Genomic DNA, 21347 nt, shown 5'->3' on the forward strand with positions numbered 1-21347 from the left:
AAACGTTCCGATAGGAGGGAAAACAATATGCCGGCTAAATATATTGGAGAAGTCGTGGAAATCGTGTACATGGACAAGAGCGGCAATTTGACGCAGCGGCGGATCGAGGTGCACTTCGTGCGGTCGGGGCTGGTATATTCCACCTGCCTGAGCAGCGGAGCCCGCCGCACGTTCCGCGAAGATCGCATCCTGGCCTGCCGCCCGTCGCCGTTCCGGCGGCGCGAGCTGCAGCCGGGCGGGCGGAAGCAGACCGGGACCGCGGCGAAATAATATCGGCGGACCGGCGTACAGCGCCAACAAGGGCGGCCTTCGGCGGCCTTTTATATAAAGCGGAAGCAAAGCGGGCGACTCGTATGTACAGGCTTATCCCGAACCGATCGTCCTGCATAAAAGCGAATGCGTAATCACGGGAGAAACAGGCTGGATTCCCCGCGCCCGACTCGAAGCGAAAGGATTGAAGATTCGCGGCGGTTCGGGCATCGACGCAAAAAAAGACCGTCCCGGAGGACGGCCTTTCTACCCGTGGCGCTTTTTCGCTGCTATGGTTCCGTATCCCGCGCCACCGATGTCCGTCCCTTTAGAGGATGACACCGGTCCGGGTAAGGGATACGTTCAGCATGTCATTGTTGATGTGAACGCACCTCCTTTCTGTTGAGGTTATATTAGCATAACGAAACTGCGCTGCCAACCCCTTTTTTACATAAATCCTTAATAAAATAGTGTTTAAATGTAAAAAATCAAACGGTGAAAAATTCAGAATAAAAGAAAAATCAAGAAGAACGGACAAAAAGCAGACAAGCAAAAGTTTTTCTAAAATTTTCGCGAAATTAGTCGATAAATAAATAGGATTTGGTAATGAAGTCCGGGCTGTCGGAACGCATGCATTGCCGAAACAGGAATTTATCTAACAGCGCAGGAGTGGAGAGGCAATGAAGAAAAAGCATTGGATGACGATCCGGAACAAACTTTTTATCGGCTTTCTGATTGTCATTGTATTTCTGAACGTCGTGAGCTTTACCGCTCTGGTCAATCTGTCCGGTCTGGGACGGCAGGCGGAAGATATCAACAACAAATGGATGCCCAGCGTAACGCTGCTCGGCACGATGAACGGCGATGTCTCGGACGTGGAGCGGCTGGTGCTGAATCTGGTCGTCGAGAACCGCACGGATCAGATCGCCCAGATCAAACAGGATTATACCGATCTGCTGGCCAAGATCGAAACGGAAAGAGCGGAGATTTCGAAGCTGCTGCAATCGGATGAAGAAAAGCAGCTGTACCAGGAATTCTCTACAAACTACGACACTTACGTTGCGGCTTTGCCGGACCTGATCAGCGCGGCGGAACGCAACGATATGATGCAGTCCCGGACGCTGCACCAGGATGTGTACGAATCGTGGAACACGGCAAACACCGCCATCATGAAGCTGATCGACCTGGATAACCAGAAAGCGAGCGAGATGTCCGCCGCGGCTTCCGAGAAGTCGAAATCGGCCTCGCGGGTCGTCCTGATCTTCGATGTGGTCGCGATCGTGGTCGCTGTGCTGATCGCGCTGGGACTGTCGCGTCTGATTGCGACGCCGCTGCGCCGCGTGCAGAAAGCCGCCGAGATGATCTCCGCCGGAGATCTGACGGGCCAAGAGATCAAAGTCAGCAATCGCGACGAAGTAGGCGCGCTGGCCGGCGCATTCAATACGATGAGCGCCAGCCTGCGCGAGCTGATCGAATCGGTCGCTTCCACTTCGGAGCTCGTGGCCGCGTCTTCGGAGCAGCTCACGGCAAGCGCCGAGCAGAACAAGCTGGCTTCCGAACAGATCGCCGCGACCGTCCAGGAAACCGCGACGGGCACAAGCCGTCAGGTGGGCATCGCGGAGACTTCTTCGCAGGCGATGCAGGAAATGTCGATCGGCGCCGAACAAATCGCCGTTCGTTCGCAGACGGTAGCGTCTTCCGCCGCCGCGGCGGCGGAAAAGTCGGAGAGCGGCAACGAAGCGATCCAGCAGGCGATCTCCCAGATGGATTCCATCCGCGAATCGGTGACGTCGATGGGCGGAGTCGTGAAGGAACTGGGCGCAAGATCGGAAGAGATCGGCAGCATCACGAACGATATCACCGCCATTTCGTCGCAGACGAACCTGCTGGCGCTGAACGCCGCGATCGAAGCGGCGAGAGCCGGCGAAGCGGGCCGCGGATTCGCGGTCGTCGCCGACGAAGTGCGTAAGCTCGCCGAGCAGTCTTCCGAATCGGCCAAGCGGATCACGGAGCTGGTGTCGCTGATCCAGTCCGATACCAGCAGCGCGATCGAAGCGGCGGAAGCCAACGACCGCGAAGTGCATAAAGGCATCCAGATGGTCTCGGCCGCGGGCGAAGCGTTCGAAACGATCCTCGAAGCGGTCGGCCAGGTAGCCGGCGATATCGAAGAAGTTTCGGCCGGAGCCGAGCAGATGTCGGCCAGCACGACGGAAGTGGTGCAGTACGTGAAGCAGAGCGCTTCGATCGCCGAAGAAGCGTCGGCGGGCATGACCGAAGTCTCGGCCGCCACGCAGGAGCAGCTCGCTTCGATGGAAGAGATCGCTTCGTCTTCTTCTTCGCTGGCGAAGACGGCGGAAGAACTCTACAACAACGTCAGCCGGTTCAAGATTTAACGGGGCATATCTCCGGTTCTACCGGATATACGGCATATCGAAGGCCGGAGCGGATGCGTTTATCCGCTCCGGCCTTTTTCGTTGACAGGAGAAATCGCTGCATGCTATGATCTTTTAAGTCGGCATCATTTATTGGGGCCGGCAAATGTCCCCTTATGCCGGGGTGGTGGAATGGCAGACACAGCAGACTTAAAATCTGCCGGGAGCAATCCCGTACCGGTTCGAGTCCGGTTCTCGGCATCTGCACAACTGCAAAAACGCGCGTCTTCTTAATTTAAGAAGACGCGCGTTTTGTGTTCAACGGAGCGTAACAGTCGGTTTTACGCTTTGCCGCCGGCCGGGCCGCCATCGGCGGATGTTTCGGCGGCCGGCATGCCGGGCTTCGGCGCCGAAGAAGCCGCGCCGCTTTGGTCGGGCTTCGCGCCGCCGTCTTCAAGCACCGACGCCAGCAGCGCCAGCGCAAGTCCCTGTCCCCAGCCCTGCGCCCATTTGCGGTCGATGCCCAGATACCCTTCGATATCGTTCATTACGGCCGTGCCGCCGGAGACGTTCAGCACCCGGCCTTTGTCCGTAATATTGGAGACCACGCCGTCCAGCGCTTTCCGGACGTATTTGGCATGCAGCGGATTGCCCTGCGTAATCATCGCCGCGGCGATGCCGGCGGTCGCGGATACTTCGCCGTACGCTTCCGCATGATCCAGAAGGGTGCCCCAGAGGCCGTCGTCTTTTTGCAGCTTCTTGATCGCGGCGAGCTGGTCGCGCAGCGAGCTCCAGATATGCATCATCGGCGGGTACAGATAAGCTTCCGGCAGTCCTTTGGCCGCGCGCGACATCGTATACGCCGCCCAGGCGTTGGCCCGGGCCCAGTACATGCCGGACATATGATCCTGTTTGAGGTTGTTGTAGCCGTGGTACCACAGCGCCGTTTCTTCGTCCTGCAAATAGTTGATGTGCCAGAAATATTGATGCAGCGCGTCGTCGATCAGGTCTTTGCGGTCTAGCATCACGCCGGCCCGCAGCAGGAAATAAGCCGCCATAAACAGCGTATCCGCCCAGCACTGCTCGGGAAAATCGTTGTTGGCCGACACCGTATGCTGAAGCACCCGGTCTCCGAACCGCAGCGCGTCTTTCTCCAGGTATTCGATCTTGCTCATGATCAGATCCAGGTACTTCTGTTCTCCCGTGTGCTCGTACAGCGTCAGCAGCATATGGCCCATCGCGCAGGCATTGACGGTCCAGACCGGCAGTCCCGCTTCGATATATTCGTCGGTCCAGGACGCCATGCGTTCCAGGTACGCGGGATTCCCGGTCGCTTCGAACGCGCGGCTGACGCCGTAATAAGCGACGCCGCACGGCCAGTCCCAGGTCAAATCCATATCGAGCGTATAATCCGCCACGCGTTCGATCGTCTGCTTCAAGTCGAAACGTTCCGTGTTCAATTTCATTCGGCTTCTCTCCATTAATAAAATTTTGGGTTTCCGCTGCGAATCTTCCGGCTTGTCAAAGGGGCTTTTTGCCGGGGATTTTAATGAAAGCGTTCTTACCAACCCGTTTCAGCGTAGCATAAGAACCTGTACATGTTTTGCGGAAATGAACGGCTTCTTCTTATATTTTGCGCTCCTGCGGCGATAATCTATAATGAAAGAATCGCGGGCGAAAGAAGGGGAGCGCATTGGACGAGCTGTATTTCGATAACGGCAAAGAAACCTTTATCGTGCATCATCGCAAAGCGCTGAGCCACCGGATGACCATCAATCATTTTCACAGCACCTACGAAGTGTTCTATCTGATGGCCGGCAAACGGGAATTCTTTATCAAAGACCGGGCGTTCGTAATCGAAGAAGGGGATCTGATCATCATCTCGCCGAACGTGCTGCACCGGACGATGGATACGGAAATTCCGGTGCACGAACGGCTGGTCGTCAATATCCACGAAAGCTATATCACCGCTCCGGACGGATCGCGCTCGGATGTGCTGCACCCGCTGTTCGAGCAGGAATATATTCTGGTCAAAGGACACCTGCTGAAGCAGGTTCCGGTAAACGGTCTGGCGCAGGAAATCGTCCGGGAAGTACGGGAGAAAAAGCCGGGGTACGAAGCGTACGCCCGGGCGTTGACGCTGCAAATGCTCATCGTCGGCTGCCGGAAGTGGGCGGAAGCCGGGGGCGAGCCGCAGCTGTATCCGAGCCCGGTGCACGAGCGGATCTCGGAAGTGGTGCGCTATATCAACAGCCATTACATGGAGGAACTGTCGCTCGATCTGCTGGCGGAGAAATTCTATGTAAGCCCGTATTACATCAGCCGGTCGTTCAAAACGGCGACGGGCTTCGCGTTTGTGGAATATCTGAATATCGTGCGGGTCAAAGAAGCGACGACGCTGCTGCTCAGTTCTTCGCTGAAAGTCCATGTGATCGCGGCCAGAGTCGGCTTCGGCAGCGTCACGCATTTCGGCCGGGTGTTCAAGCAGATTACGGGGCGCCCGCCTTTGTTTTACCGGAAAATGCAGTGAAAAAACTGCGGGGAGCGCCGCGGCTGCGGATTGGACAGGAGGAGACGGGATGAGCAAACCGACGATTTACGACGTGGCCCGGGAAGCCGGAGTATCGATTGCGACCGTATCGAAAGTATTGAACAACAACGGGCGCATCAGCGACAAGACCCGGCAGCGGATCGAAGGTATTATGCGGGAGCTGAACTATGAGCCGAGCCGGGTCGCGTCCGCGCTGACCCGCAGCCGGACCGGCACGATCGGGCTGATGATTCCCGATATCGCCAATCCGTTCTTCGCGGAAGCGGCGCGCTGTTTCGAAGACGGCGCGCAGCGGTCCGGCAGCGACCTGATTATTTGCAGCACGGACCGCGACGACGAGAAAGCGGCGCGCTATTTGTCCATGCTGCTGCGCAGGCGGGTGGACGGGCTGATTATCGCCTCGCATACGGGCGACGAGTCCGGCATCGCCCGGCTGCTGGAAGGCGGCATGCCGACGCTGCTGTTCTCCGCCGAACTCCCGTCGCTGAACTGCGGCAGCATCGGGGTGGACGATTACGCCGGCGGCCGCCGGGCGACGGAATATCTGCTTTCGCTCGGACACCGCCGCATCGGCATTATTTCGGACAATCTGCCCGGCAGCCGGCTGCGCGAACAGGGGTATCTCGACGCGCTGCGGGAAGCGGGGCTGCCGCCGGTTCCGCCGGAGCACAGCGTCCGCACCTCGGCCACGCTGGAGAACGGCCGGACGGCCGCGCGGGAAATGCTCGGCGCGGAGCCGGGCATACGGCCGACGGCTGTGTTCGCCTGCAACGATCTGCTGGCGATCGGCGTGCTGAAGCAGGCGCGGGCGGCGGGGCTGTCCGTGCCGCGCGACCTGTCGGTGATCGGTTTCGACAATACGATGCTGGCCGATATTTGCCAGCCCGCGCTCAGCACGATCTCCCAGCCGCTGCGCGAGATGACGCGTCGGGCGATGGATATGCTCAACGCCGCGATCGACGATCCCGCGGCGCCGGTGAGCCATATCCGCGTTGAGCCGGAACTGGTTGTGCGGGATTCGGCCGGGCCGGCGCCGGAGTCGGAGCGGTCGGAGCAATAAGCGTTTGTGCCGGAATATCGGTTTATCGGTAGAAGTCCCGGCCGCGGAAAAAGCCGAAGAACTGCGGAAGAAATTTATGCCCGCCGCATGCCGGGACCGGACCGGGTCGAACGATTGGATTGGGGAACTTTTTCGGTTTCGAAGATAAGGGTGAGCAGGTTAAGCTTCCGAAAAGGGGCTGTGTTTTGGACGGCGGCGAAGAAAGAACGGCCGTTGTTCCATACCATGTTGTGGATATGCATTATTTTTCCGACACAAGCTTCAGTAAGCCGGAAATGTTGCGGATATGCATTATTTTGCGCCTTTTTCGGCCGTAAGAGCGGAATATTGGCGAAAATGATGCGTCCTCGCAATATTACGGACTGTATAGCCTGATTTCCGACGAAAATGATGCATCCTCGCAACATTGCTTTCATTCCCGGGTGCAGTTCACAGGTTTTCATGGTTTATGTAAAACGACGAGTCGAGAACTTGTGAAAATCGCGGGTTGTGGAATCTTTTAAAAAGAAAGCGCTTAAAAAATGTTGTCAACCGGGTCGAAGCTGATCTATAATAGCCGTGTAATAAGGTTAAGCGCTTAACCTAATAACTTGCCCTGCTTCGACAATCGGATTTCTTTCAGCTCGATAATCGGATCTTGTTCAGCGCATTAATAACATTTGGTTGGGCTGAACGGCACGCCGTTTGAGCGCGGTTCGGCCAAACGCTTCGTACTCGCTTCGGATACGGAGCGGTATCAAATTCGGCCGATTAAGCCCGAGGCCGGAAACAAGGAGGGACAACGATGAACGAACCAACGAGGACGCCCGGCGGCAAAGTCGACAGCGAAGCAAATCGCCCGCTGACGTTCGGCCGCGACCGGTCGATGGATCTGGTCGCGCTGGGGCGGCTGTGCATCGACCTGAACGCCAACGAAACGGGGCCGATGGAGCAGACGTCCACGTTTACGAAGTATGTAGGCGGTTCGCCGGCGAATATCGCGATCGGAGCGGCGAGGCTGGGGCTGCGCACCGGCTTTATCGGAAAAATTGCCGGCGATCAGATGGGACGGTTTATCCGCGATTATCTGCGGCGCGGCGGCATCGACGATTCCCGTGTGGTCGACGACGATACGGGAGCGGTGACGGGGCTGGCTTTTACCGAGATCAAAAGCCCTTCGGAATGCAGCATCCTGATGTACCGGGACCGCGCCGCCGATCTGCTGTTGGACCCGCGCGAAATCCCGGAGGATTATATCCGCCGGGCCAAAGCGCTGCTGATCTCCGGCACGGCGCTGGCGCAGAGTCCGTCGCGCGAAGCGGTGTTTCTGGCGCTGGAGTTTGCCGTCCGGCACGGCGTCGTCGTCTTCTTCGATCTCGACTACCGGCCGTATACGTGGGCGTCCGAAGCGGAAACGGCGGTGTATTACAATCTGGCGGCCGAGAAATGCGACGTCGTGATCGGCACGCGCGAAGAATTCGACAGCATGGAGCGGCTGTACAATCAGGGGGAAGCAAGCGACCGGGCGACGGCGGACCGCTGGTTCTCCAGGCGGGCCAAGCTGGTCGTCGTCAAGCACGGCGGCAGCGGTTCGGTCGCGTATACTTCGGACGGGGGCAGCCATCGCAGCGGCATTTTCCGGACCAAAGTGTTGAAAACGTTCGGAGCGGGCGATTCGTACGCATCGGCGTTTATCCACGGACTGATGCGCGGAGAAACGGTAGCCGGGGCGATGCGGCGCGGCAGCGCGTCCGCTTCGATCGTCATTTCCCGTCACAGCTGCTCGGACGCCATGCCGACGCTGGACGAACTGGATACTTTTTTGCTGGAGAACGAAGAGATTGCGCAGACGACGGGCTGAAGCCCCCTAAGTACAAGAGGAGGAGGAAAAAAGATGGAGAAGCAGGCGGAGAAACGGAAGACCGGCGTGCTGGACAACTATATCGGCGGCGTGTGGACTCCTTCGGACGCAGTAACGGAAACGGTATTCAACCCCGCGACCGGCGAAGCGCTGGCGGAAGTGCCGCTGTCCGCGCGCGAGGAATTGGATCAGGCGGTAACGGCGGCGAAAAAAGCTTTTGCGGACTGGTCGAAAACGCCGGTGCCCAAGCGGGCGCGCATCCTGTTCAAATACCAGCAGCTGCTGGTGGAAAACCAGGACGAACTGGCGCGGCTGATCACATTGGAGAACGGCAAAAGTTTCAAGGAAGCGTACGGCGAAGTGCAGCGGGGCATCGAGTGCGTGGAGTTCGCGGCGGGCGCGCCGACCCTGATGATGGGCCGCCAGCTGCCGGATATCGCCACCGGAATCGAATCGGGCCTGTACCGCTACCCGGTGGGCGTCGTAGGCGGCATTACGCCGTTCAACTTCCCGATGATGGTGCCGTGCTGGATGTTCCCGCTGGCGATCGCCTGCGGCAATACGTTCGTGCTCAAGCCGTCCGAGCGCACGCCGCTGCTGGCGGCCCGGCTGGTGGAGCTGCTGGAGGAAGCCGGGCTGCCGCCGGGCGTGCTGAATCTGGTCAACGGCGCGCGCGACGTCGTGAACGGGCTGCTGGAGCACCCGGACGTCGCCGCGATTTCGTTTGTCGGCTCCCAGCCGGTCGCCGAACATGTGTACAAGACCGGCACCGCGAATTTGAAAAGAGTCCAGGCGCTCGCCGGAGCGAAAAATCATTCGATCGTGCTGAAAGACGCCGATCCCGAAGCGGCGGCCGCCCAGATCGTAAGCGCGGCGTTCGGCTCGGCCGGCGAGAGATGCATGGCCTGCTCCGTGGTCGCGGTCGAAGAAGAAGCGGCGGACGCGCTGATCGCGGTTCTGCTGCGGGAGTGCGACGCGATGAAGATCGGAAACGGTCTCGATGAACATACGTTTCTCGGCCCGGTGATCCGGCAGAGCCACAAAGAGCGGACGGAAGCGTATATCGAGCGGGGGATCGCGGAAGGCGCAAGGCTGCTGCGCGACGGACGGCGGGACGAAGCGGCGGCCGGCCGGGGATACTTTATCGGGCCGACCCTGTTCGACGGCGTGACGAAGGAAATGGGCATCTGGCGGGAAGAAGTGTTTGCGCCGCTGCTGTCGATCGTCCGGGTGAAGAATCTGGAGGAAGCCGTCGAGCTGGCGAATGCTTCGCGCTTTGCGAACGGGGCGTGTTTGTTTACAAACGACGGCGGCAAAGTACGGTATTTCCGCGAGCATATGGATGCCGGCATGCTCGGAATCAATGTGGGCGTGCCGGCCCCGATGGCGTTCTTCCCGTTCTCGGGCTGGAAAGATTCGTTCTACGGCGATCTGCACGCCAACGGAAGCGACGGGGTCGAATTCTATACGCGCAAAAAGATGGTCACGACCCGCTGGCCGTAACGCCGGCGGCGCAACCGGAAGAAAGGCGGAAACCTTGTGAACAGTATCCGATTGACGACGGCGCAGGCGCTGGTCAAATTTCTGAACAATCAGTATCTCGACAATGACGGTCGGGAAGAACGTTTTGTGCACGGCGTGTTTACCGTATTCGGGCACGGCAACGTGCTGGGGCTGGGCCAGGCGCTGGAAAGCGATCCCGGCGGCCTTGCCGTTTATCCCGCCCGGAACGAGCAGGGCATGGTCCACGCGGCGGCCGCGTTCGCCAAGCAGAGCCGGCGGCGCAGAATCATGGCCTGCACCGCTTCGGTCGGGCCGGGCTCGGCCAATATGCTGACGGCGGCGGCTCTGGCGACCGCCAATCAGCTGCCGGTGCTGCTGCTGCCGGGCGACACGTTCGCGACCCGGCAGCCGGACCCGGTACTCCAGCAGATGGAGCACACGCACAATCTGTCGATCAGCGTGAACGACGCGTTCAAGCCGGTCAGCAAATACTGGGACCGGATCTGCCGGCCCGAACAGCTGATGAGCGCTCTGCTTAACGCGATGCGGGTGCTGACCGACCCGGCCGATACGGGCGCGGTTACGATCGCGCTGCCGCAGGACGTGCAGGCAGAAGCGTGGGATTTCCCGGCGGACTTTTTCCGCAGGCGGACGCACCGGATCGACCGGCGTCCGCCGCACCGCCGCGATATCGAAGCCGCGGCCGAGCTGATTATGCGCAAGCGCAGGCCGCTGCTGATCGGCGGCGGAGGCGTGCGCTACGCGGACGCGGGCCCGGCGCTTCGCCGCTTCGCCGAGCGCTTCGCCATCCCGTTCGCCGAGACGCAGGCGGGCAAAAGCGCCGTGGAAAGCGCTCATCCGCTGAATGTCGGCGGAATCGGCGTCACCGGCTGCTCGGCGGCCAATGAACTGGCCGCCGAAGCGGACCTGATTATCGGCGTGGGCACGCGCTTTACCGACTTTACGACCGGGTCCAAAAGTCTGTTCGCGCACCCGGAAGCGGAATTCCTGACGCTGAACGCTTCGCCGTACCACGCGGCCAAGCTGGACGCGCTGGCGGTAGTATGCGACGCCGCCGAAGGACTGGAAGCGCTCCAAGCGGCGCTGGAGCAGCGGGGCTGCCGTTCCGGTTATGCCGGCGAGATCGAAGCGGCCCGGGAAAGCTGGGATCGCGAGCGGGAGCGGCTGGCCGCCGCGGCGTACACCGGAGAAGGCTTCGTGCCCGAAGTGGCCGGGCATCTGGATGACCGGCTGGCCGAATACGCGTCCGTACTCGGCTCGACGCTGACCCAGACCCGCGCGCTGGCGATCGTCAACGATTGCATTCCGCCGGACGCGATCGCGGTCGGCGCGGCCGGCAGCCTGCCCGGCGATATGCAGCGCATGTGGATCAGCGCTTCGCCGGATACGTACCATATGGAATACGGCTTCTCGTGCATGGGCTACGAGATCGCCGGCGCGCTCGGCGTCAAGCTGGCCGAACCGGAGCGCGAAGTGTACGCGTTCGTCGGCGACGGCAGCTTCCAGATGCTGCATTCGGAACTGGTCACAAGCCTCCAGGAGCGGCGCAAGATCCAGATTCTGCTGTTCGACAACGCCGGCTTCGGCTGCATCAACAATCTGCAAATGGAGCAGGGCATGGGCAGCTTCGGAACCGAATTCCGCTATCGCGGCGAAGAAGGCGGACCGGCCGGCGAACCGATGGCTGTCGATTACGCCGCCGTTGCCGCCGGTTACGGGGCGGAAAGCTACCGGGTTACAAGCGAAGAAGAGCTGCGCGAAGCGCTGGAAGATTCGCTGAGGCAGCCGGGCAGCACATTAATCGACATCAAAGTGCTGCCCAAAACGATGACCCGCGGCTACGGCGCCTGGTGGCATGTGGGGGCGGCGGAAGTATCCGGCGGCCGCGCGGGGCGCGAAGCTTACGAGCGGCGGACGGATGGGCTGCGCCGGGCGCGGCTTTACTGACCGGGCGCTTGGATCGACGGGTCGGCCGGGTTGGACGGTCGAACGGCCCGGCGGAAGATTCCGGCCGGAAGATTCTATACGAACTACGAACAGGAGACGGATGTTATGTTCAAAAAGAACGCGGTGAAGCTTGCGATCGCGCCGATCGCCTGGACGAACGACGATATGCCCGAGCTCGGCGCGGCGAATACATTCGAGCAGTGCATCAGCGAGATGGCGCTGGCCGGTTACGCGGGCAGCGAAGTCGGCGGCAAGTACCCGCGCGATCCCGCGGTGCTGCGGCCGGCGCTGGAGCTGCGCGGGCTGGAGATTGCCGGCGCTTGGTTCAGCGCGTATCTGACGACCCGGCCGTTCGAGGAAACGGCGGAAGCGTTTATCGCGCATCGGGACTTTCTGCACGCGATGGACGCCAGAGCGATCGTCGTATCGGAGCAGGGGCGCAGCATCCAGGGCGAGACGGGAACGCCGCTGTTTGCGCGGAAGCCGGTATTCGAAAGCGGCGAATGGTCCCGGTTGGCGAAAGGGTTGAACCGGCTGGGGGGACTTGCGGCGGAGCGCGGAATGAACCTGGTTTACCATCATCATATGGGCACGGGCGTCCAAACGGCGGAAGAGATCGGCCGGCTGATGGAGGCGACGGACCCGGATGTCGTGCATCTGCTGTACGATACCGGGCATCTGGCGTTCTCGGGCGAGCATCCGCTGGAAGTGCTGCGGACTTACCTGCCGCGCATCCGGCACGTCCATCTGAAAGACATTCGGCCGGACGTCGTCCGGCGCGCGCGCGAAGAAGGACTCAGCTTCCTGGAAGCGGTCAAGCGGGGCGCGTTCACCGTGCCCGGCGACGGCGGTATCGACTTCGGGCCGATCTTCGCGGCGCTGGCGGACTACGGCTACAGCGGCTGGATGGTCGTCGAAGCGGAGCAGGACCCGGCGCTGGCCGACCCGCTGGAGTACGCGCTCAAAGCGCGCCGGTATATCCGCGAATGCGCGGGAATCTAGCGGCGCGTCGTTTCGCTAACCGCTTAAGCAGCCGTTCAAGTTAAGCAGCCGTTCAAGCAATCTAAGAGAGGGGCAGTTAACGCCGCTATGGACAAACGAGAGCTGATCGAAGCGCTGGACCGGGTAACCGGCCGGCTGATGGATCTGGGCCGCCCGGATAACGAAAGCGAACTGCGGGCGCTGGAAGGCGAAGCGCAGCGGCGGGGATACTTCGCGCGCGACTTCGGCATGGAAGAGTGGGATTGGCCGCAGGGAGTCGGTCTGTACGGGCTCGCCGAAACGGACCGCTATTTCGGCGACGGGAGATTCGCCGCTTACGCGAAGCCCTGGCTGAAGCGCCGGCTTGAGCGCGGACTGCCGAGCCGCAATATCAATACCACCGCGCCGCTGCTGTCCCTGATGGAACTTGGCGAAGCGGAAGGTCTGAGCCTGGAATGGGCCGCCTGGCTGGCGGACGGCGCGCCGGACGGGCTGCCGCGCACGGAAGAAGGCGGCTACCAGCATGTGACGACGGGCGATACGCCTGCCGAAGTGAAGCCGAACGAAAATGAAATCTGGATCGATACGCTGTTTATGGCCATCTTGTTTACGGCGCGCATGGGGGTGAAGACCGATAATGCCGGATGGCGGGAAACATCGCTGCATCAGCTGCTGCTGCATATCAAATACCTGTACGACAAGCGGACGGGATTGTTCTATCACGGCTGGAATTTCGACGGCCGGCACAACTTCAGCGAAGCGTTCTGGTGCCGGGGCAACGGCTGGTTTACGCTCGGCCTGCCGGAGTATGTGGACACGATGAAGCCTTATCTGGACGGCGGCGTGCTGGACTATTTGCGGCAGACGTTTCGTTCCCAGGCCGACGCGCTGTTGGAGCGCCGGCATGAAAGCGGGCTGTGGCATACGCTGCTGGACGATCCGTCCGGCTATACGGAAACGTCGGGCTCGGCGGCGATCGCCGCCGGCCTGCTGCACGGCGTCCGCTCCGGTCTGCTGCCGGAATCGTATGCGGAAGCGGCGATGAAGACGGTCCGGGCCGTAGTGGACCGGATCGGCGCGGACGGCGTGGTGTCGGGCGTATCGGCCGGCACGCCGATCGGGGCGGAGCGCGAAGATTACAACCGCACCGTGACCGCGCCCATGGCATACGGCCAGGCGCTCGCGATCGTGCTGCTGAGCGAAGCGCTGCGCCGAATGTGAAGATCGTATCGGCATAGCGGGCAAACGAACTTGAGGGAGAGGAAGAACTGCCATGACCAATTTAGTGGAAGTGGGCATTATCGGGGCGGGACGGATCGGTCGGCTGCATGCGGAGCATCTGCTGCGGATGCCGCAGTTCGCGCTGCGGGCGATCGCGGACCCGTTCGCGGGCGGCAGCCTGCGGGAATGGGCCGAACACAACCGTGTATCGGTATACGGAGACGGCCGGGAACTGCTGGACGATCCGCGCGTCGCGGCGGTATTTATTTGCACGCCGACCGACAGCCATGCGGACTGGATCAAGCGCGCGGCCGCGGCCGGCAAGCATATCTTCTGCGAGAAACCGGTCAGCCGCTCGCGCGAAGAAACGGAACAAGCGCTGCGGGCGGCGGAAGAAGCCGGAGTCGTATTCCAGGTCGGATTCAACCGGCGGATGGACCCGAGCTTTCGCCGGTTGAAAACGCTGGTCGAAGCGGGCGAGCTGGGCCGTCCGCATATCCTGAAGATCACGTCGCGCGATCCGCAGCCGCCGGGGGAAGAATACATCCGCTCTTCCGGCGGGATGTTTACGGATATGACGATCCACGATTTCGATATGGCGCGCTATCTGATGAACGAAGAAGTGACCGAAGTGTACGCGCGCGGCGCGAACCTGATCGATCCGGTGTTCGGCCGGCACGGGGACGTGGACACCGCGATTATCACGCTGACGTTCGAGAGCGGGGCGGTCGGAGTGATCGACAACAGCCGCCAGGCCGTCTACGGCTACGATCAGCGGATCGAAGTGTTCGGCGCGCTCGGAGCCGCGTCGGCGGACAACTGGAGGCCGACGACGGTCGAAGTATCCACGGCCGAAGCGGTCACCCGGGATCGTCCGCTGCATTTCTTCCTGGAGCGCTACGAGCGCGCTTTTATCGAAGAAGCGGCGGCGTTCGCCGATTCGGTGCTGCGCGGCAGCCCGGTCGTCTGTTCGGGCATGGACGGAATGAAAGCCGAAGCGATCGCCGAAGCGGCGCTGGAATCGCACCGGACCGGGCTGCCGGTCAAGCTGCCGGCTTCGGCCGACCGCAAAGGCGCGCAGTTCGCAAATTAAACGGGCGGCAGAACGAGCAAACAAGCGGATAAGAAAGAAAAGGAGGAGCCAACCATGTCCCAATTGATCGTGCGCGCGGGTGAACCCGACGCGCAGGGCCTTATCGCGGCCGTTACCCCGGCGTCGGCCGGCTGGCAGTACGTCGGCTTCGAAGCCTATCGGCTGACGGCGGGCGGCAGACTGTCGCGGCCGACGGAAGGAAACGAAGCCTGCCTCGTGCTGCTGTCGGGCCGAGCCGACGTGCGGGCGGGAGATCGAACGTTTGCCGGAATCGGCGAACGGATGTCGGTGTTCGGCGGCGGGGCGCCGTATTCCGTGTATGTGCCCGCCGGCAGCCAATACGAAGTGACGGCGCTGACCGACCTCGAACTGGCGGTCTGCCTGGCGCCGGGAACGGGCGTGTACCCGCCCCGGCTGATCGCGCCCGAAGACGCGGGCGAAGAGCGGCGCGGGCACGGCAGCATGAGCCGACGGGTGGTCAATATCCTGCCGGAGCAGGCCGAAGCGGAAAGTCTGCTGGTGGTGGAAGTGCATACGCGCGGCGGCAACTGGTCCAGCTATCCGCCGCACAAACACGACCGCGACGATCTGCCGCACGAGTCTTATCTGGAAGAAACGTATTATCATCGGGTTAATCCGCCGCAGGGCTTTGTCGTGCAGCGGGTGTACAACGACGATCTCAGCCTCGACGAAACGATGGCCGTTCCGGACCGCAGCGTCGTGCTCGTGCCCGAAGGCTACCATCCGGTATCCGCGCCGCCGGGTTACGATTCGTATTATTTGAACGTAATGGCCGGCCCGCGGCGAACGTGGGTATTCCGCAGCGATCCGCGTCACGAATGGCTGACGGCGCCGCCGCCTGCCGAATAACGCGGACCGCGGACGGAACGTCCGCTAAGGTTGTCGAGAAGTCCAGTTTGATAAAAGCCAATAAGCGGAGGAGAAAATTTCGTGTAGGAGACCTGGCGTTCGCCTTTGAAACCGGGAAGATACCGCAGGAATCTAATCAAATTTCCTGGTTTCAACACGCGACCGAAACGAATTTTCTCCGCAGCCTTTACGGCTTCTTTGCGAATAGGACTTTCTCGACATTCTGCGCGAACGGAACGTCCGCTTCCCCCCGCCTTCTTCCGGTTCCCGGCGATCCCGTGCTATAATGACAAAAAAATCGTCCGCTTGGCCCGGAAACCGGCTGCCCGCGCAGTTCGAGGGAAGGAGGAAGCCATTGTCGCGTACCTGGTATCGCCGATTGCTGCTGTCGTATTTTCCGATTTTTCTGCTCACCGTAACGGTGCTGATCTTCGCTTCGTTCGTGTTTATTAACGATATTTCCCGGATGGAAACGAAAAAAGCGGACCGCGCGGCTTCCGGCTATCTGCTCGACAGCGTGGATCGCGCGGTGCAGGAAGCGGAGCTGTCCGTGCTGGAAGCGGTCGAGGACAACTCGGCGTACAAAACGTATTTCAACACCGACGAGCGCGGGGGAACGCCGTCCGTGTACGCGATCGCGCAGAGCCTGCGCAGCGTGACCGCGGCTTCTCCGCTGCTGGAATCGGTGTATATTTACGACAAACGAAATGAAAGCGTTTTAACGCAGAGCGGGTTGAGACCGGCCGACGGCTTTACGGACGAAGCCTGGATCGAGACGATCTCGGCGGAAACTCCCGCATCCGGCTGGCAGCCGATCCGGGAATACGAATCCGATCCGGCCCAGCGCAATCCCGTGCGGGTGCTGACTATCGACAAAGGCATGCCGCTGCCGTTCGGCTCGGAAGGCGTGCTCGTCATCAATATCAAAATGAGCGCGATCGAGCGCATGATCGACAACGGCGTCAACGAACAGCTGTCTTTTCTGACGATCGAGGACCGCTCCGGCGAACCGGTTTATCAAGCCCATGCCGAAACGGCGGGCGGCCGGGCGCTGAACACGCTGACGCTGGACCGGCTCGGCTGGACGTTTACGAGCGGCATCAAAGCGGGCGGGCTGTTCGGCTGGGTATCCGTGATTTCGTATCTGTGGGTCGGCATCGCGGCGGTTACGGTGCTGTGCGCGATTATTTATCTGGTGTACATCACGCGCCGCAACTACAAGCCGGTCCAGATCATCATGAACCGGATCGAAGCGCATCAGATGCGCGTGCTGGACGAAGAAGGATCGGGAGGCGCGGCGGACGAGCTCAAGCTGATCGACGGCGTGCTTGAAGGTCTCATCAATCACACCCGGGATTACGAGCAGAAAAGCCGGGAAAACATGCTGCTCCAGCGCAGCCGGCTGTTCGCCGATCTGCTGCGCGGCGAGCGGACCGAAGGAGCCGTCACTCTGCTGGAACGCCTGTCTCCGCTCGGCGGGGTCACCGCTTCGTCGCGCTTCGTCGTGGTCGTGCACGAGATCGCGCGCTACGAGAACGTATTCCGCGACCGCTATACGCGCGGCGACGAGAATACGCTCAAGTTCGCGCTGATGAATGTGCAGCAGGAGATGACGCGCGCCGCTTCGCTCCAGGGCTGGGCGGAGTGGATCGGCCCCGACCGGCTGGCGGTGCTGTTTCTGGCCGAATCGGGCAGCACGGACCTGCCGGAGCGCCTGAAAGCGCTGGCCGAGGATTACCGCAGCTGGACCGAGCGCAATCTGCGCATCTCGCTGCGCTGCGGCATCGGCCACTGCGTGCAGGGAATCGAGCGGATCGGGAATTCGCACGAAGCGGCGGAATCCGCGCTGCGGCACAAGCTGCTGCTGCACGGCGATATCGTGCTGGCCGATCCGGACGAGCCGTCCCGGCGGCTGTTGGAAACCTACAATTACCTGCAAACGATCGCCGAGCTGGTCAAGCAGTTCCGGATGTCCAGCGGCCAGTGGCGCGAACATCTGGAGCGGATTTTCGAGTCGTTCGAACGCGATTTCGTCCGGGACGACGTGATCCGTTCGCTGATTCGCGCCATGCTCGATATGCTGGGCCGCGAGGTGGCGTTGATGTCCGAACGGCTCCAGGAAGCGCTGGCGGAAGACAATACCGCGAGGCTGAGACAGCGTCTGGACGAAGCGGAAACGCTGGGCGAAGTCAAAACCCTGCTGCTGGAATACCTGACCGACCTGTTTCGCATTTACGTCTCGGTCAGCGAAACCAAAAGCTACCGGGCGATGGTCAGCGAAATGAAAACGTATATCGAAGAAAACTTCACCAATCCCGATCTGTCCCTGAAGCACCTGAGCGACCGGTTCCAGATTACGGGCAAGTACGCCAGCTATTTGTTCAAAACGGAGTTCGATATGAAGTTCGTCGATTTCGTTACCGAGCTGCGGATGAAAGAAGCCGAGCGGCTGCTGCTGGAAACGGACGAACCGCTGCAGGAGATCGCGCTTCGGGTCGGCTACGCCAACGCGATTACGTTCGGCCGGGTGTTCAAGCGAATCTCCGGCATCACGCCCGGCGATTACCGGCGCACCAGGCGCGACCGGCCTTTTTTCCAAGCCTGAGCCGCGCCGCAGTTCCGGCCTGCCGCTCCCGGGTTCGCACGCCGCATTCGCCCCGATCTTCGCGCGCCGAAGAGACCGGGACGGATGCTTTTTTTTGTCTGCCGATAAATGCGGCGGCAAACGCGCCGCGCGTTTTACGAATCCGGTTGGCCTGCGAAAATCGTTTATCCGATAAACCGAAAGTTCGATTTTTAAGCAAACGACGCAGCCGAAACTGGTTTATTGTCAGGCGGCGGGAAATTGTGGAATACTGGGGGCACTCCGGAAAGCCGATAGCCGGGCGGCGGAGCGCAGAGACGTTCACACGCGGACCCAAGTCTCGCGGCGCGAAAAATGTAAGCGCCATCAACAAAGAAAAAGGAGATGGGAATATGACAGGGAAGAATCGTACGGGGGTTCTGAAAAAAACGGCGGGAGCGGTGCTGACGGCGGTATTGGGCTTTTCGCTGCTGTCCGGCTGTTCCTCGGGCACGAAAGAGGAGACGGCGGCGGGCGAAAGCGGCAGTTCGAACAGCGAACGGGTGACGCTGAAAGTCGAAGTATTCGACCGCGGCAACAGTCCTTCTCCTTATACGATCACCAACAACTGGCTGACCCAGTACGTCCAGAAAGAATTCGGCGACCCCAACAATATCGACGTCGAATTCGTGCCGGTCCAGCGCTCCGAAGAAACGACCAAGCTGAACGTGCTGATGGCCAGCGCTTCGGACGTGCCGGATATCGTCTTCGTGTACGATTCCAGCGTTTTCTACCGCTACGCCCAGCAGGGCGGACTGGCCGATGTGGGCGAACTGCTCGATCAATACGGCTCCAACCTCAAAACGTATCTCGGCGACGAAACGCTCAAGTTCGGCCAGCTCGAAGGCAAACAGTTCTCGATCCCGGGCAAACGGGCGATCACCGGACGCTACGCTTCCTATATCCGCCAGGACTGGCTCGACAAGCTTGGCCTGCCGGTACCGTCGACGACCGACGAACTGTACAACACGCTCAAAGCGTTCAAAGAGCAGGACCCGGGCAGCCTCGGCGGCAATAATATCCCGATGGGCATGGCGCTCGCTCCGGCCCAGTACGAGACGCTGATCTATTCTTTTATCCAACCGGTCAAAGGCGACCTGACGTACAGCCAGCGTTACGAGATGCCGCTGCACGAAGGGTTCAAAGACGCGATGCAGTTCCTGAACAAGCTGTACAACGAAGGGCTGATCAGCAAAGACTTCAGTCTGGACGAAGAAAAAGAACAGCTCGTCAAAGACATCCAAAGCGGCAACGTCGGCTTCTGGTCGGAAGACGTGGACCGGATCTTCTACGCCGACGGCACGCTGGACAATCTGTACAAGAACGTCGAAGGCAGCAAAGTCGTGCCGGTCGACGCCTACAGCAACCCGAACGAAGGCGATAAGCATATCAAGTCCCGCTACGGCAGCAACGGGATGTACATGATGATTCCCAAGAGCAGCAAGCGCGCGGCCGAAGCGGTCAAATACCTGGATTGGATGGCTTCGGACGATAACCTGATTACGATGTACAGCGGCGTGGAAGGCGAGAACTACGAAATGAAAGACGACATTCCGGTGCTCAAGGCCGACGCTACGCAGGAAATGATCGACCGGATCTACAATGCCGGCGATATGGCGATTATCTCCAACGGCAAAGCGATCGGCGACGAAGAAACGAACGAGAAAGCCTGGATCGCCGGTTTCCCGGAAAACAACCAGGAGATGCTGCGCCAGTCGATCGACCTCGCCAACACGGACACGGTCGGCCCGATCATTTTCGGCAAACCGATCGAAGCGGAAGCCAAGTACGGCACCGCGCTGAACGACAAGCTCAAAGTGGTGATCGTCCAGTCCGCGATGGCGAAGCCCGACCAGTTCGATGCCGTCTACGAGCGCGAGATGAACGACTTTATGAATATCGGCGGCACCGAGCTCAAGAAAGAACTGGAGCAGGCGCTGCAGGAACTCGGCCAGTAACGCTGCGCGGCACAACAAGCGACTTTTGCGGAAGACGCCGCCGTTTCCGCCGGAAGCGGCGGCGTTCCCGCCCGTTGGGAGGAGAAACCATTGACCAAAGCGAAAGCGACCGAAGCGGCCTCCGTGAAGCGGTACGGCGGGATGAGCCGAAGAACGTCCTATATGAAGCGGTACTGGCAGCTGTACGCGCTGCTGGCGCTTCCGCTGCTGTATTTTATCGTGTTCCGCTACGGTCCGATGTACGGCGTGCAGATCGCGTTCAAAGACTTCAATCTGTTCCAGGGCATAAACGGCAGCGAGTGGATCGGGCTGGAAGCGTTCCGCGAAGTGTTCGCGATGCGAGATTTCTACACCACGCTGCGCAATACGTTCATGCTGAACTTTCTCGATCTGGTCGTGTCGTTCCCGGCTCCGATCATCCTGGCGATTATGCTGTACGAGATCCGCTCGGCCTGGTTCAAGCGCATTTCGCAAACGATTCTGTATATCCCGCATTTTATTTCCTGGGTTATTATCGGCGGGATCGTCTACCAGCTGTTCGGCACCCAGTCGGGCATGATCAACGGCGTGCTGCAAAGTTTCGGCTTCGAAGCCGTTCCTTTTTTGACCGACAAGAATTCCTGGCTGATTACGTATCTGTTCACCGGGGTCTGGCAGAGCGCGGGTTGGGGCACGATCCTGTATCTGGCGGCGCTGAGCGGCGTCAACCGCGAATTGTTCGAAGCGGCCGACGTGGACGGGGCGACGCGCCTCAAGAAAATCTGGCATATTACGCTGCCGAGTATCAAGCCGACCATCGTGACGCTGCTGATTCTCAATCTGGGCAAAATGGTCAGCATCGGCTTCGATCGCCCGTACATCATCGGCAACACGGCCGTGCGCGAATATTCCGACGTGCTGAGCACGTTCGTGTACCGGATCGGTCTCGAAGCGGGGCAGTACACGCTCGCGACGGTGGTCGGGCTGTTCCAGGCGGTGGTGGGTCTGGTGTTCATTCTCGGTTCCAATTACATTTCCAAAAAAGCGACCGGAGACGGAATCATTTAACGCATCACGGG

15 protein-coding genes and 1 tRNA gene are annotated in these 21347 nt (G+C 60.5%); 15 read left to right on the top strand and 1 reads right to left on the bottom strand.

Annotated features, from left to right (window positions below):
* Positions 1 to 27 precede the first annotated feature (27 nt).
* The 3 genes from QWJ34_RS05680 (at position 28) to QWJ34_RS05690 (ending at position 2882) form a co-directional block, all read left to right on the top strand.
* On the top strand, positions 28 to 270 hold the full coding sequence (locus QWJ34_RS05680; protein WP_302726099.1) for a hypothetical protein: 243 nt from the start codon (positions 28 to 30) through the stop codon (positions 268 to 270).
* A 659-nt stretch (positions 271 to 929) separates the two neighbouring features.
* A complete protein-coding gene (locus QWJ34_RS05685) occupies positions 930 to 2642 on the top strand; it encodes a methyl-accepting chemotaxis protein (protein ID WP_302726100.1) in 1713 nt (570 codons plus the stop codon).
* Positions 2643 to 2799: 157 nt separating this feature from the next.
* Positions 2800 to 2882 (top strand) — tRNA-Leu (locus QWJ34_RS05690).
* An 80-nt stretch (positions 2883 to 2962) separates the two neighbouring features.
* Here the strand turns inward: QWJ34_RS05690 and QWJ34_RS05695 are convergent.
* Positions 2963 to 4087, bottom strand: a complete 1125-nt coding sequence (locus QWJ34_RS05695) for a glycoside hydrolase family 88/105 protein (protein WP_302726101.1) — start codon at positions 4085 to 4087, stop codon at positions 2963 to 2965.
* 227 nt (positions 4088 to 4314) lie between these two features.
* Here QWJ34_RS05695 and QWJ34_RS05700 point away from each other — a divergent pair, with 227 nt between their 5' ends.
* From QWJ34_RS05700 to QWJ34_RS05755, 12 genes are all read left to right on the top strand, one after another.
* Positions 4315 to 5151 carry an AraC family transcriptional regulator gene (locus QWJ34_RS05700; protein WP_302726102.1) on the top strand — a complete coding sequence of 279 codons (837 nt, stop codon included), beginning with the start codon at positions 4315 to 4317 and terminating at the stop codon, positions 5149 to 5151.
* 49 nt (positions 5152 to 5200) lie between these two features.
* Positions 5201 to 6232 (top strand): LacI family DNA-binding transcriptional regulator, encoded by a 1032-nt coding sequence (locus tag QWJ34_RS05705; protein WP_302726103.1) that lies wholly within the window; start codon positions 5201 to 5203, stop codon positions 6230 to 6232.
* Positions 6233 to 7016: 784 nt separating this feature from the next.
* Positions 7017 to 8072 (top strand): 5-dehydro-2-deoxygluconokinase, encoded by a 1056-nt coding sequence (iolC, locus tag QWJ34_RS05710; RefSeq protein WP_483314246.1) that lies wholly within the window; start codon positions 7017 to 7019, stop codon positions 8070 to 8072.
* Positions 8073 to 8105: 33 nt separating this feature from the next.
* Positions 8106 to 9575: a CoA-acylating methylmalonate-semialdehyde dehydrogenase gene (locus tag QWJ34_RS05715; RefSeq protein ID WP_302726104.1), complete on the top strand. Its 1470-nt coding sequence runs from the start codon at positions 8106 to 8108 to the stop codon at positions 9573 to 9575.
* 36 nt (positions 9576 to 9611) lie between these two features.
* Positions 9612 to 11543 carry a 3D-(3,5/4)-trihydroxycyclohexane-1,2-dione acylhydrolase (decyclizing) gene (gene iolD, locus QWJ34_RS05720; RefSeq protein ID WP_302726105.1) on the top strand — a complete coding sequence of 644 codons (1932 nt, stop codon included), beginning with the start codon at positions 9612 to 9614 and terminating at the stop codon, positions 11541 to 11543.
* A gap of 105 nt (positions 11544 to 11648) precedes the next feature.
* The gene (gene iolE / locus QWJ34_RS05725) at positions 11649 to 12545 is read left to right on the top strand and encodes a myo-inosose-2 dehydratase (protein WP_302726106.1); all 897 of its coding nucleotides are present in this window, start codon (positions 11649 to 11651) and stop codon (positions 12543 to 12545) included.
* An 87-nt stretch (positions 12546 to 12632) separates the two neighbouring features.
* A complete protein-coding gene (locus QWJ34_RS05730; protein WP_302726107.1) occupies positions 12633 to 13745 on the top strand; it encodes a glycoside hydrolase family 88/105 protein in 1113 nt (370 codons plus the stop codon).
* A 52-nt stretch (positions 13746 to 13797) separates the two neighbouring features.
* Positions 13798 to 14838 carry an inositol 2-dehydrogenase gene (gene iolG, locus QWJ34_RS05735; protein WP_302726108.1) on the top strand — a complete coding sequence of 347 codons (1041 nt, stop codon included), beginning with the start codon at positions 13798 to 13800 and terminating at the stop codon, positions 14836 to 14838.
* 54 nt (positions 14839 to 14892) lie between these two features.
* A complete protein-coding gene (iolB, locus tag QWJ34_RS05740; RefSeq protein ID WP_302726109.1) occupies positions 14893 to 15708 on the top strand; it encodes a 5-deoxy-glucuronate isomerase in 816 nt (271 codons plus the stop codon).
* Positions 15709 to 16063: 355 nt separating this feature from the next.
* A complete protein-coding gene (locus QWJ34_RS05745; RefSeq protein ID WP_302726110.1) occupies positions 16064 to 18313 on the top strand; it encodes an AraC family transcriptional regulator in 2250 nt (749 codons plus the stop codon).
* Between the two features lie 371 nt (positions 18314 to 18684).
* Positions 18685 to 20289, top strand: a complete 1605-nt coding sequence (locus tag QWJ34_RS05750) for an extracellular solute-binding protein (protein WP_302726111.1) — start codon at positions 18685 to 18687, stop codon at positions 20287 to 20289.
* 141 nt (positions 20290 to 20430) lie between these two features.
* On the top strand, positions 20431 to 21336 hold the full coding sequence (locus QWJ34_RS05755) for an ABC transporter permease (protein WP_302726706.1): 906 nt from the start codon (positions 20431 to 20433) through the stop codon (positions 21334 to 21336).
* Positions 21337 to 21347 lie beyond the last annotated feature (11 nt).

The organism is Saccharibacillus sp. CPCC 101409, from assembly GCF_030518235.1.
GTDB lineage: Bacteria > Bacillota > Bacilli > Paenibacillales > Paenibacillaceae > Saccharibacillus.

Bases quoted from the DNA above. Each gene is read 5' to 3' on its own strand.
- QWJ34_RS05680 (WP_302726099.1), top strand. From the start codon at position 28: ATGCCGGCTAAATATATTGGAGAAGTCGTGGAAATCGTGTACATGGAC.
- QWJ34_RS05685 (WP_302726100.1), top strand. From the start codon at position 930: ATGAAGAAAAAGCATTGGATGACGATCCGGAACAAACTTTTTATCGGC.
- QWJ34_RS05695 (WP_302726101.1), bottom strand. From the start codon at position 4,087: ATGAAATTGAACACGGAACGTTTCGACTTGAAGCAGACGATCGAACGC.
- QWJ34_RS05705 (WP_302726103.1), top strand. From the start codon at position 5,201: ATGAGCAAACCGACGATTTACGACGTGGCCCGGGAAGCCGGAGTATCG.
- iolC (WP_483314246.1), top strand. From the start codon at position 7,017: ATGAACGAACCAACGAGGACGCCCGGCGGCAAAGTCGACAGCGAAGCA.
- QWJ34_RS05715 (WP_302726104.1), top strand. From the start codon at position 8,106: ATGGAGAAGCAGGCGGAGAAACGGAAGACCGGCGTGCTGGACAACTAT.
- iolE (WP_302726106.1), top strand. From the start codon at position 11,649: ATGTTCAAAAAGAACGCGGTGAAGCTTGCGATCGCGCCGATCGCCTGG.
- QWJ34_RS05730 (WP_302726107.1), top strand. From the start codon at position 12,633: ATGGACAAACGAGAGCTGATCGAAGCGCTGGACCGGGTAACCGGCCGG.
- iolG (WP_302726108.1), top strand. From the start codon at position 13,798: ATGACCAATTTAGTGGAAGTGGGCATTATCGGGGCGGGACGGATCGGT.
- iolB (WP_302726109.1), top strand. From the start codon at position 14,893: ATGTCCCAATTGATCGTGCGCGCGGGTGAACCCGACGCGCAGGGCCTT.
- QWJ34_RS05750 (WP_302726111.1), top strand. From the start codon at position 18,685: ATGACAGGGAAGAATCGTACGGGGGTTCTGAAAAAAACGGCGGGAGCG.
- QWJ34_RS05755 (WP_302726706.1), top strand. From the start codon at position 20,431: ATGAGCCGAAGAACGTCCTATATGAAGCGGTACTGGCAGCTGTACGCG.